The organism is Paenibacillus sp. B46(2026), from assembly GCF_056786355.1.
Window position 1 is genome coordinate 3,347,984 of record NZ_CM165907.1, and the last position, 12,375, is coordinate 3,360,358.

The 12,375-nt window shown below is 42.7% G+C and carries 10 protein-coding genes and 1 pseudogene; 7 read left to right on the forward strand and 4 right to left on the reverse strand.

Going from position 1 to position 12,375, the window contains the following annotated elements; genetic code table 11:
* Nucleotides 1–117 precede the first annotated feature (117 nt).
* Complete coding sequence (locus tag AC1S8V_RS15150) at nt 118–777, forward strand: TetR/AcrR family transcriptional regulator (protein ID WP_482074292.1); 660 nt, start codon at nt 118–120, stop codon at nt 775–777.
* Nucleotides 778–804: 27 nt separating this feature from the next.
* On the forward strand, nt 805–1,941 hold the full coding sequence (locus AC1S8V_RS15155; RefSeq protein WP_482074293.1) for an alpha/beta hydrolase: 1,137 nt from the start codon (nt 805–807) through the stop codon (nt 1,939–1,941).
* A 151-nt stretch (nt 1,942–2,092) separates the two neighbouring features.
* On the opposite strand, the gene AC1S8V_RS15160 is transcribed toward AC1S8V_RS15155, so the two are convergent.
* Both AC1S8V_RS15160 and AC1S8V_RS15165 read right to left on the reverse strand, forming a co-directional pair.
* Nucleotides 2,093–2,431, reverse strand: a complete 339-nt coding sequence (locus AC1S8V_RS15160) for a cupin domain-containing protein (protein ID WP_482074294.1) — start codon at nt 2,429–2,431, stop codon at nt 2,093–2,095.
* Between the two features lie 79 nt (nt 2,432–2,510).
* Nucleotides 2,511–3,338 (reverse strand): helix-turn-helix domain-containing protein, encoded by an 828-nt coding sequence (locus AC1S8V_RS15165; RefSeq protein ID WP_482074295.1) that lies wholly within the window; start codon nt 3,336–3,338, stop codon nt 2,511–2,513.
* 244 nt (nt 3,339–3,582) lie between these two features.
* Between AC1S8V_RS15165 and AC1S8V_RS15170 the strand changes: the two are divergent.
* The 3 genes and pseudogenes from AC1S8V_RS15170 to AC1S8V_RS15180 form a co-directional block, all read left to right on the forward strand.
* Nucleotides 3,583–3,918, forward strand: a pseudogene (locus tag AC1S8V_RS15170) (ankyrin repeat domain-containing protein); the annotation flags it as partial.
* Between the two features lie 355 nt (nt 3,919–4,273).
* Complete coding sequence (gene bglS, locus AC1S8V_RS15175; RefSeq protein ID WP_482074296.1) at nt 4,274–4,987, forward strand: beta-glucanase; 714 nt, start codon at nt 4,274–4,276, stop codon at nt 4,985–4,987.
* A 189-nt stretch (nt 4,988–5,176) separates the two neighbouring features.
* Complete coding sequence (locus AC1S8V_RS15180) at nt 5,177–6,862, forward strand: extracellular solute-binding protein (protein WP_482074297.1); 1,686 nt, start codon at nt 5,177–5,179, stop codon at nt 6,860–6,862.
* Nucleotides 6,863–7,018: 156 nt separating this feature from the next.
* Here AC1S8V_RS15180 and AC1S8V_RS15185 read toward each other — a convergent pair whose 3' ends face one another.
* Entirely contained in the window at nt 7,019–8,659 is a 1,641-nt protein-coding gene (locus AC1S8V_RS15185; protein ID WP_482074298.1) for a response regulator, read from the reverse strand.
* 11 nt (nt 8,660–8,670) lie between these two features.
* Nucleotides 8,671–10,380 (reverse strand): sensor histidine kinase, encoded by a 1,710-nt coding sequence (locus AC1S8V_RS15190; protein ID WP_482074299.1) that lies wholly within the window; start codon nt 10,378–10,380, stop codon nt 8,671–8,673.
* Between the two features lie 212 nt (nt 10,381–10,592).
* Between AC1S8V_RS15190 and AC1S8V_RS15195 the strand changes: the two genes are divergently transcribed.
* Both AC1S8V_RS15195 and AC1S8V_RS15200 read left to right on the forward strand, forming a co-directional pair.
* Entirely contained in the window at nt 10,593–11,477 is an 885-nt protein-coding gene (locus AC1S8V_RS15195; RefSeq protein ID WP_482074489.1) for an ABC transporter permease, read from the forward strand.
* 15 nt (nt 11,478–11,492) lie between these two features.
* Nucleotides 11,493–12,371, forward strand: a complete 879-nt coding sequence (locus AC1S8V_RS15200; protein WP_433753856.1) for a carbohydrate ABC transporter permease — start codon at nt 11,493–11,495, stop codon at nt 12,369–12,371.
* Nucleotides 12,372–12,375: the final 4 nt, after the last annotated feature.

Below are 12,375 nucleotides of genomic sequence, written 5' to 3' on the forward strand. Positions count from 1 at the left end.
CAACTCTTGCATATTTCTTCCGATACGATCTAAGCGTCAGACAATGAACTACTTGACATGTGAATGAATTATCGGTATAGTGTGAATCGATTCACACCTCACATTAAGGAGTAGTCTATGCCAAAAAATTCGTTCTTTCGTTTAGATGAAGCAAGACGCGAGGAAATATCTAATAGCGCTATGCATCTTTTTGTTGATCATCTTTATGAGGATATAACGATGAAGATGGTTTTCGATAGTTTGTCCATGCATCCCGGAACATTTTATCGGTATTTTGAGGACAAAGATGACCTTTATTGTCTGTTAGTACGTAATGTGACCCAGAAAAGAGCTGCGTATTTTAATAACAGTAATGAAGATTCCCTTTACCGGTTTTTCCTTACTGGCTTATTTGGTAACGTTAATGGCATGGTGACCGAGCCACTGAATGAGTTGGAAATCAAACTCACTAAAACATTTTCATATATTCCTGAGGACATTTTGCTTAAAGTATATGTGAATGTGTTAAAGGGCGAGTCATTCCCCTTGATCAAGGACATGTTACGCCGAATGAGGGTTGATGGATATCTCCGACCTGATGTTGACGACGACCTGATTTCTTTTATGTTTGAGTCAATGCAGTTTAATTTAGTCATGTTTTTTAGGGAATTCGATATTAAGGACTCTAAGCTGCAACAAAAAATAAGCAAGTACTTTGCTGACTTTATGGGTCATGGGCTGCTTGAAGATCATAAATATTCTGAAATAGTTGGCGATATCAAGAAAGCCAAGGAGTAGACATAATTCACTGGAGGGAATAAGAAAATGAAAACCTATGACGCATTTCCAGAACCAATTGGCGGCTATACTGTCGGTCGAACCCAGATGGATTTTGAGTACACAGCATCAGATCACTCAAAAAGAGAACTGACCGCTTTTGTGTACTATCCGTCTGACAGTAGCGAAGGTAAGACGACATCAACGTACATGTTTCCTGAAGTCTACGAGATGTTTAAGGAGCAGCCACTTGTCAGTGCGTTGAAGGATGTTTTCTCTATAGATATCAAGACCCAGTGTTACGACGACCTTGCTCTCTCCGGGAAGGAAAAGCGCTATCCAGTGTTATTCTATGTTTGCGGTGGAGGCGGTTCTCCAGAATGGGGTACAGTGCTCTGTACAGACTTGGCAAGCATGGGATATGTTGTGGTAAGCATCGGCCATCAGAATAGCACGATGTATAAGCGTAAAGATGGGCGCCTGTTTAATGTATCAAAGGATTTTTCGGATGTCATTACAGCGTTTGGTGAAGATCCGGAGATGCTGGCGTTGGCTGGTAAGATGGAGATGCGGCCTGACGATGAAACTGCCATTGAGATGTGCCGTAACGTGCTTACACTAACGATACTTGCCAAGTTAACAGAATATAGTGAATTACAGGCAGAAGATGTAAGGTATGTAGCCGATTATCTTTACAAACTGGACTCTGGAGAGCTGAATTCCATCTTTAAGGGCAGATTGTTGCTTGACATCGGCATGGGCATAGTCGGACATTCTTATGGAGGGCCTACGACGGCGATTGTTTGCCGGGATGACGACCGGTTCGCTTGCGGGATTGGCTTGGATAGCGGTGCGTTCGGCCTTCTTGACAGCGATCTTAAGAAACCCTTCTTGCTACTGTTTTGTGAACCTAACTATAATATGAATGCGATAATTGGCGCTAACAATAGCATGGAAACCTATTATTTCTCAGTTGATCGTGTTGCACATTTAGATTACTGCGACATCATGTTTACCAGTGTTAATGAGGAACTCAGAGGCGAACGGGATGCTATGGAGATGCGAAATCTTGTTACAGACTATGCGAAGAACTTTTTTGATCATTACATCCTGCAGAAGGCTGCAAGTGTGGAAAGTCTGGCATACGATGGTGTGGACTTGATCAAGAAGACCAGCAACAAATGACATAACCGAGAGGTTGCTGATTCATGCATGTCAAAGTGCTAGCCGTACAGACACAGAGCCGATAACCCTGTTACGCGGTTATCGGCTCTATTATATTTCAGGCAATGTTTTCAAAATTACAAATTGACATCCTGGTTCCAATAACTGATGCTTATTCGGCCTTAGTCCCGCCAATGTATACTTCGCTTCCAGGCTCCATTAACATGATATGACATTCATTTTCGGCGGAAGGCTTGATCTCGACTCCCTTAGGGACAATATACATCTCGCCCTTAGAAATCTTCACTTGCCCATCATGAAAATCAATAATCATTTCCCCTTCGAGCACAAAAAATAACTTATCGGTCTCCTCATGAACATGCCACTCAAAATCTCCAGCAATTTTAACGATCTTAAATTGATAGTTATTCATTTCACCAATGAGTTTGGGAGACCAAAGATCGTTTAATTTTGAAAATTCCTCATTCAATTTAATAGCTTGATATTGCATAGTAATTCCTCCTGTGTATTAATCCTTTATGTTCAGTATACTGATTTAATTTTTTGTATAACATGGATGCCTATTGAAATCAGGATGGATTATTGATGAACTTATGACGATACTCAGTAGGAGAAATACCACATTGTTTCTTGAACACTCTACTAAAATAAAAGGGGTCAGCAATGCCAATGGTTTCAGCAATCTGTTGTACAGACGCATCACTTGCCAATAGCATTTGTTGCGCTATTTTTATACGATATTTCAATACATATTCCGCTGGCCCCATACCTGCATGTCTTCTAAACACGTAGGAAAGTCGATTTCGATTAACATTATTTTGTTCTGCAAGCGATGCAATAGTCAGACTTTGATCATAGTATTCTTGGATATAAGCAGAGACACGTTCAAATAAAGCATCTGATTCACAACTATTTTGCCTATGATCAACACACAATAAGGTTTCATTCAGTACATCGCGAAACAGCATCTCGGTCTGAAATTTTGAAATACCTCCACGCTGGTTATACACATGCCAAAGACGCATAACTAATTCGATCAGACGAGGGGATTGGCCCGTTGATAATTCAAAATGCTGATGAGAAAAGCTTGATTCTTCCAGGTCTGAACTACATATTCGGTATAAAACGAGGATGTATTCCCAGTCATTTCTATTAGACACGGTTTGGTCCAGTTTCATTTTTGCACCCCCATGTACTACTTTTCCTGGCGAGAAAATATAGGGCGTACCATCAAATTGAAATTGTGTTTCTCCTGTAAGTGGAAACACAAATCCAGGAAAAGAATCGGTATAGTCAGCGTGGGGGACCCCTGGATTTCTAGCATATCGATATATTCCTTCTACTTGAAAAGGAATGTATGCGAAATGCGCTGCTAACTGATTAACATCTATTTTCACATTTCGTACCTCATTTCAATAATGTTTGCCGATCACTCTGAAATAAATCGTTGTACACCTTACTCCAACATTATTGATAACGATTATCACTGTCAATATATAAAATGAAAAAGGATACTTTTGGATAAATACAAACCAGCGTTTGAGGATTTCATAAAGGATAACGCCCCAACTTGCGAATACGGAAGCACTTTTTTACATATGGGCAATGGGATCTATCTTGTGTTAACATGTGCACTAACTAATAATTCAAGCGGGTGCAGATGTGAATATACAGGACGTTATGAAGAATAACCCGTTTCTGTATGCTGGTGCTGAAGGATACTTGGATATCTTGAAGTTAACGATTGAGGCGGGAGCGGACCCGGCGATAACGAATCGATATGGAGGGACAGTACTGCTCGAAGCGATCATTCTTAACGATGGCAATGCTCGGCAGCAGGAGACGATACAATTACTCATTGACCACGGAGCCGACGTAAACATATCGGATCGTGATGGGGTGTCACCGTTCAGTCATGCGAAGAATAAAGGTTTTAAGGAAATTGAAGCAATGTTGGTACGGGCTGGTGCGGAATAGAAATGATTTAGGGTAAATAAAGAAACAAACATGTTGAGATATATGTAAAAATGCTATTCATGAAACGCCTGATTCCTTCTATGCTGAAGGGCAGGCGCTTCATTAAATCAATCTTACGTTTATGAAACTGGCATAGTCTTAGCATGACATGAATAGATACGAGAACGAGGATCTTAAAAATTGAATATCTCTGCTTTAAAGTTTGCTATAGTGTACCACTCTGCTTCCAGATAAAATGGAAATACCAACCATGTAAGCGTTATCTATTTTTGTGGTGCAGGTATTTTTACCTTTATCACCTGCGACTCGGTAGGTCTAACTTGTACATGTTGGAATCATTGATGGAGGTGTATTGATGAAGAGAAAGTCTTGGTATACTTTGGCGGTAACAGGTGTCATCTCTTTGTTTTTTTCAGTAAGCGCTTTCGCTGGTTATGTTTTCTGGGAACCTCTAACCTATTTTAACGCAAGTACGTGGCAAAAAGCGGACGGGTATTCCAATGGGAGCATGTTCAACTGTACGTGGAGGGCTAATAATGTTAATTTCACAAGTGACGGCAAGCTTAAGCTTGGTTTGACCAGCTCTGCACAGAACAAGTTTGATTGCGGAGAGTACCGTTCCACGAATACGTATGGGTACGGCTTGTATGAAGTCAGTATGAAACCTGCCAAAAACACAGGTGTAGTTTCCTCATTTTTCACATACACAGGGCCCGCACATGGCACCCAATGGGATGAGATTGATATCGAATTTTTAGGAAAAGACACAACCAAAGTGCAGTTTAATTATTATACCAATGGTGTTGGTAATCATGAGAAGATTATTAATCTTGGTTTTGATGCATCCCAAGGTTTCCATACGTACGCATTCGATTGGCAGCCGGGACATATCAAATGGTATGTTGATGGTGTATTGAAGCATACGGCAACCAGCAATATTCCTAAAACACCTGGAAAAATTATGATGAACCTGTGGAATGGAACAGGTGTTGATAGCTGGCTCGGTCCTTATAACGGTGCCAATCCACTCTATGCGGAATATGATTGGGTTAAATATACGAGTAATTAAGCAGACTGAAGCAGCCGTTAGCGGCTGCTTTTTTTCTCCATCCAGTCGTTACATTTATTCAATATATGTATTCAATATCCAATATCCTAAATTAATGCAATAAATGTTGCAATATTAGTATGGGCATAAATATCATTCATTCATTATGATTAACCTGTAAGCAACATTACATAGACTGGGGGAACGAAGTTGGACACAAGTAAAAAGAGACGAGTAGGCAGTTTGGTCATGATCGGTGTATTGGCCCTATCTGCAGCCTTGAGTGGGTGTAGCAGCGGAAGCGACAAGAAAGCAGAATCGAGTACACCAGCGACAACGTTGGAGCTCAAAAATGGGAAGTATGATCCACCAGTGTCTATTACGTATTTGCGACCATGGGGTCCAGACGTGAAGTTTAAGCCAGGTGAGGATCAGGACAACAACGTCCATACAAAATGGGCCAAAGAGAAACTCGGAATTGAGTTGAAAAACCAGTGGATATCTCCATCCACCAATAATGCATTCGAGACAAAGCTGCGTCTATCACTTGCTTCCAATGCGGACATGCCGGACATTATTTCGTATCGCGGCGAATTCAATCTGGTGCGTGAATTGATTGAGTCCGGAAAATTTGTCGATGCGGGTGAGTTGTTTGACAAATATGCCAGCGACACATGGAAAGCAGCCGTAAACGAAGATCCTTCCGTATGGTATCCATACATGCAAGATGGTAAAAAGATCGGTATTCCGATTCTGGACTATTCCTATAATGGTGATCCTGTCATGTGGATCCGTGAAGACTGGATGAAGAAATTCAATCTGGAAGCACCTAAAACTATAGATGATCTTGAAGTCATTATGGAAACGTTTACGAATCAAGATCCGGATGGCAATGGGAAGCAGGATACCTACGGACTTACCATTGGCTTCAAGAACTGGCTGAACACATGGATGTCAGAAGCTGGATGGGTATTTGGCGCTTATGGTACAATGCCAAACCAATGGAATCTGACGGCAGATGGAAAACTTGAATACGGTTCCGTTACACCTGGTGCGAAGCAGGCTTTGGCCAAATTACAAAGCTGGATGAGCAAAGGGTATATCCCGGAAGAAGCCGGCGTGTATGACGAGACGAAAGCTGCGGAAGAATTTACTGCTGGAAAAGCAGGTATTGTAGTAGGTCCTCACTGGATGCCATCCTGGCCGCTGGAGGATGTGAAGAAGAACAATCCTGAGGCTGAATACAAAGCCTATCCGATTCCTTCCGGTCCAAACGGTCAAGCAGGAAGACATGGTACGTCGAATGGAAATGGCGTAATTCTGATTAACAAAGACATGAAAAATCCGGAAGCCTTTTTCACCTATCAGAACTATCTCTTTGATCACTATGCAAATCCTAAAGAAGGCGATGAGTTCGAACATGGATTTGCCGAAGGGTACGATTGGGTAATGGTCGATGGGAAACCATCAACTGATGCAAGTCTTACGGGTGGTTATGCTCCAGAGAAGTATACCTTAACGTTTGATGGAGCGCGAATTCCGAATCTAAGCATGACAACACTCGCGAAGCTGGCAAGCGGTGAAGAACCAACTACGCCTTTCGAGAAAAAAATCAAATCAGGTGTACCCGCACCTATGCTTGATGCAGCAAAGATTGTTCTGGATCAAAAAGATATCGTGTTCAATCAGATGTTTACCGGTGCACCTTCAATGACGATGCAGATGAACAATGATATTCTGACGAAGATGGAGAAAGATACATTCTCTCAAATTGTATATGGCAAAACCTCTGTGGATGCGTTCGACTCCTTTGTTGAGAAATGGAAGTCTTCAGGCGGAGATCAGATTACGAAAGAAGTTAACGAGTGGTATGAGTCCGTGAAAAGCGGAAAATAGGATGTTGCAGGGCTGCCTGAATGGATTCATCGCGGCCACATATGCACCCAAAAGGCATTGCAGGAGATGAACTCCGGCAATGCCTTTTGGTATGCAATATAAGAAATGGGTAAACGGGGAGCCTGCTTGGAAGTCAGGTTTGGTCTGCGGTCCCCCTTAAACAGGCAGATTTTCCCGATATTCTTGCGGTGTAAGATCATAAAATTTCTTGAAAACTCGAATGAAATATGCGGTATTGTTGTAACCGACAAGTTCTGCAATCTCAAACACTTTGGCGGTTGATGTTCGCAAATGATAGGCTGCTTTCTCCATTCTTAATCGGTATACGTATGCTGTAAGTGCTTCACCGGTCTCAGCTTTGTATACCTTGGACAGGTACACCGGATGCAGATGAACATGGTCAGCAATTGCAGGCAGTGATACATCACCAGCCAGATGAAGGTCGACGAAACTTTTGACACTGCGCACAATGGTGCTGTGATTGTCTCTAAGCTCTTGTTCAGCATCATCTCGTATGTAATGAAGTGTACGCAAGGACCAGTCCTGTAATTGCTGCGCAGTGGAGTAACTGGGAGCTTGAAAGTAGCGATAGGACTCTGCTGGAATCAAAGAAGAGATTTGTTTGCCATTTTTATGAATGATGTACGCAAACGCGCCCGCAATAGCAAAATACACCTCGAAGGTTGACTCCGCAATATCATGATGTTCATTGGAATGCAGCAGTTCCTCAAAAATGTGCTCGATTTTCTGTTCCACATCCTCAAAGCGACCAGCTTCGAGCAGGCTAATCAACGTTGGCGGCTGATAAAGCGACCTGATCGTATGTAGAGGATTGGCATCCTTTTCATCGGAAGCGGTGACAAACAAACCTTGCACCTGACCCATCCGTTTACGCATGGACATAACCGTTCGTTCATAGAGTTCTCCAATTTCGTGGGGGAACTTGCCCCAGCTGGAGACGGAAATGGAGATTGCACCTTTCAAGTATAACTGAACATTGGTTTGAATCTGGGCAGCATACTGCTCAAGCAGGGTCTGAGGCGTCTCGCTCCTGCTATAACTCATCGTTGTGGAATGCTTCATGCTAACCAGAACAACAAGGTAATCATGAACGTCTCGTGTGTGCCAGATATGAAAATGATTCTGCATCACTTCACTAATGATATTACATATCGCATATTCCATTAGGGCCAGGTCGCCGTGTGCCATATCGGATAGATGTTTCTCCATACGAATAATCAGCATGCCGAGATCCTCTCCTACGGAGTAGGGAAGCTCCAGCAGATCAAGCTTGTCTGCCAGCGTCGTCTGATCATAGACTTTTCCAGTCAGCAACTCATGCAGCATCGTGGATTGAAGCAATGGCAGATGATCCTGAAAGGCGTGTAAGGCTCTTTGATGAGATGCTGCTGTTTCCCACTTTTCTTTAATTCGATGAACAAGACGTTGCACGGATTCGATCAGATCTTCGTCGCTAACAGGTTTCAGCAAGTAATCGAAGCTTTCCTGTGCAATGGCCTGTTTGGCATATTCAAAGTCGGCGTGACCTGATAACAGAATTGTCTGCACATGAGGCCACTTTTCATGAATCGCTGTAATAAGTGCAATGCCTGACATTTCGGGCATACGTATATCCGTAATTACAATGTCAATGTCGTGATTGTCCATAATTTCCAGCGCTACTGCACCGGATAAGGCTTCATGAACTGTACTGATCCCGCAGCTTTCCCACGGAATGGTCTCTGCCAGCGTTTCCACGACGGAACGTTCATCGTCCACTAGTAATATTTGCAGCATGGGTCTTTCACCTACTTGTCTGTATTGTCGTGCCATGTGATGTTAACTTTAATCCCACCCATTGAAGAATGGTCATAGAATAGTCCAGATCCTTCACCGTAGAGAAAAGACAAACGCTGATGGACATTCCATGTACCACATCCCATATTCTCATCCAGCGGTTTAAGAAGATTATCTCTCAGATGATCAAGCTGTTTCTCAGACATGCCAAGCCCGCTGTCCTCCACGATAATCGTGTACACATCATCCTCGCAGTCCGCATAGATTTTAATCTCACCATCTACCGATTTGGGCTCCAGACCATGAATAATAGCGTTCTCAATAATAGGCTGGAGGGTTAGTCTGGGAACTGTTTTATCTAAAATATCATGGGGCACGTCGATTGTAAAATGCATTCGTTCCAGACGAAGTGACTGGATTTCCAAATAATTTTTGACCATCGTCAGCTCTTCACGAAGCGTGGCTTGATCCTTTTCGGATCTGGTTATGTATCGGTAATACTCTCCCAGATTCAGTGCCATGGCTACCACAGCCTTTTCATTTTTCATTCGGGCCATGTTCTTGATATAGAACAGGCAGTTATATAGAAAATGCGGATTAATCTGCGATTGCAACTGTTTGAGCGTGGCTTCCCGACTTCGTAATTTCTCCTCATATACATTCTCGATTAATTCCTGAATTCGTTGAGCCATGATGTTGAAACGTGCAAATAACAGGCTGAACTCATTGCGTGCAGAATGATGAAGCCGAACTGAAAAGTCCCCGGTGGACAAGCGATTCGTCCCTTTCACCAACTGTAAGAGTGGAAGCTGCACACTTCGATAGAGTGTATATAATACAACAACGCTCATCACGATCAGAACAGCAATTGAAGCGTAAAAGAGATTCCGGCTGCTCGTAATCGGTTTCAAAATTTGCTGCATAGGCACATAGTCAACATAATACCAGCCGAGACTCTTGGATTGAATGTAAGAGACGTAATATTCCGTTTTGTTCAACGTTGTACTGAATCCACCGTTGGCCTGCAGTTTTGCTTCTTTCAGGGAAGGCAGGATCGCGTTCAAGGTTTCCTTTCCAGAACTATTGCTGATTAGTCCATAATCGGGATGGAACATAAACGGGTCACCTTTATTATTTAACTTGTTTTGATTAAGGAGTGCAGTTAAGTGATGAACTGGAAAACTGATTTTGGTAATCAATCTGGCTTTGCCAGGTCTCGCCATCGCTGTCGTTGGATCGGTGGTGTACCAAATAAACTGATTGTCGGCATAGGTCCAGGACTGCGAGAGAGGCTCCTTAAATTCATCATCCCTGTACGGAATGTAAGCATAATAATCCGTTGATATCACTTTTTGCATCCGAGGGAAGTAAAGTGTGATGGTCGAATGCCATTTGCTTGCTGCGTTGTACAGATTCATCTTTTCCAGAATGGCGCTTCCAACTTTCACACGTTCATAGGGAATGTCCTTGTAGTCGGGGCGTTGATATTCCTGAATGCTCGAATCTTGTCCAATAGACATCCCATACAATGACAATTGGTAAATGTTGGATTCTACTGAATCAGCAAATGTCGAGAGATGATTCATCGTATTGTTCTGAATCTCGTGTTCGATAACACGGACGCTTTCCCGGTTCGAGTATGTATAGAGAAACAGCACCAGAATAAGCAGCATCACAAACAACAGTGTAATTTTGGTAAAGACATTCAAGCGTGTAAACAAAGTCCAACCTCCTTAATCTTATTAAAATATTGATATCGTTGTTGCAATATTAGGATATAGATCACAAATTTCCATTGCTATAATTTTAATATACAAGTTCACGATGACTTGTAAAATACAAAATTTAGAACATGGGGGATGCAGGAGTGAAGGAACATACGTTAGAAACGCCGCATAAACGGCGCTCCACCAGGGTTAAACAGCGCTGGAATATGCAACGGAACTGGACCTTGCATATGATGCTCATTCCAGCTGTATTGCTGGCACTGGTGTTTCAGTACATACCGATGGGCGGCATTGTAATTGCTTTTCAGGATTTCAAGCCATACTTGGGATTTTCTGAATCCAAATGGGTGGGTTGGGACAATTTTCGATATTTATTCTTATATCCGGACGTAGGTCAGGTGATCTGGAATACGCTGGTCATTGCATTTTTCAAAATCATCGCAGGACTGTTCGCTCCATTCCTGTTTGCCATTTTGCTCAATGAAGTGCGCTTGACGGCATTCAAGAGAGTAAGTCAAACGCTTGTGTATCTACCGCATTTCCTATCATGGGTTATTCTCGGAGGGATTCTGCTCGATATTCTGTCTCCACAGGGCGGCATGGTCAACCAACTTATCGTAGCATTCGGAGGAGATCCGATCTTTTTCCTTGGAGACGGTACATGGTTCCGTATAACGCTGATCGTCAGTGATGTGTGGAAAGAATTTGGTTTTGGTACGATCGTATTTCTGGCTTCTCTCTCAGGTATCAATCCTGCGCTTTACGAAGCGGCTGAAGTGGATGGGGCCAACCGGTTTAAACAGACGCTGCACATTACGATTCCGGCATTGATGCCGATTACAATCGTACTGATGACGCTCTCTATCGGCAATATCCTGAACGCCGGTTTTGATCAGGTGTTCAACCTGTACAATCCACTTGTGTATGACAAAGGCGACATCATTGACACCTTTGTATACAGACTCGGGATTCTGAACGGGAAGATGAGTTTTGCCACAGCAGTAGGGTTGTTCAAATCTGTGGTTGCTACCATTTTGATTGTTATATCTTACAGAATGGCTTACAAACTAGCTAATTATCGAGTTTTCTAGAGAGGAGAAAAGGGCTTGTATTATAAAACTAAAGGGTACCGCATATTCAGCATTGCCAATTATACTTTTCTTGGAATTTTATCAATACTATGCATTTTACCTATTATTCATATATTAGCGGTTTCATTCAGCAGCATGGCGCCAGCATCATCGAACTTGGTCAGCTTCTGGCCCATCGGGTTCACAACGGACGCATACGTGAAAACATTCGGGAATTCGAACTTCATCAACTCCTTGATCGTGTCACTTAAACGGACTGTAATTGCGACGATCATTGGTATGGTCATCATGCTCATAACCGCATTTCCGTTGTCCAAGGAAGATATCAGTTTTAAAGGTCGCTCGTTGTATACATGGTTCTTTGTTTTCACCATTTTGTTCAGCGGCGGTTTGATTCCAAGTTACATTCTGATCCAGAAGCTTGGCCTGATGAATACAATCTGGGCACTTATTCTGCCGGGAGCACTGTCGGTGTGGAACGTTATACTCATGATGAACTTCTTCCGCGGTCTGCCCAAAGAACTTGAAGAAGCAGCCTATTTGGATGGAGCAGGTCATATCAAAACCTTGATTCTGGTCTACGTACCACTGTCTCTTCCAGCTATCGCAACCTTGTCCTTATTTACAATGGTGTATCAGTGGAACTCCTGGTTCGACGGCATGATCTATATGTCTGATATTAAAAATTATCCGCTTGCTTCTCTGTTACAGACCATTATCGTTCAGCAAGATCTCAGCAAAATCAACGTGGATCCTTCCATGTTGGAGAATATCTCGCAGCGAACCGTACGCGCTGCACAGATCTTTATCGGCGCGCTTCCGATCCTGATGGTATACCCGTTTTTACAACGTTTCTTCGTTAAGGGGATCGTTATTGGAGCAGTCAAGGAATAGGCTA

Excerpts from the sequence above, each read along its gene's own strand:
- AC1S8V_RS15150 (WP_482074292.1), top strand. The coding sequence starts at position 118 with ATGCCAAAAAATTCGTTCTTTCGTTTAGATGAAGCAAGACGCGAGGAA.
- AC1S8V_RS15185 (WP_482074298.1), bottom strand. The coding sequence starts at position 8,659 with ATGCTGCAAATATTACTAGTGGACGATGAACGTTCCGTCGTGGAAACG.
- AC1S8V_RS15155 (WP_482074293.1), top strand. The coding sequence starts at position 805 with ATGAAAACCTATGACGCATTTCCAGAACCAATTGGCGGCTATACTGTC.
- AC1S8V_RS15195 (WP_482074489.1), top strand. The coding sequence starts at position 10,593 with ATGCAACGGAACTGGACCTTGCATATGATGCTCATTCCAGCTGTATTG.
- AC1S8V_RS15160 (WP_482074294.1), bottom strand. The coding sequence starts at position 2,431 with ATGCAATATCAAGCTATTAAATTGAATGAGGAATTTTCAAAATTAAAC.
- bglS (WP_482074296.1), top strand. The coding sequence starts at position 4,274 with ATGAAGAGAAAGTCTTGGTATACTTTGGCGGTAACAGGTGTCATCTCT.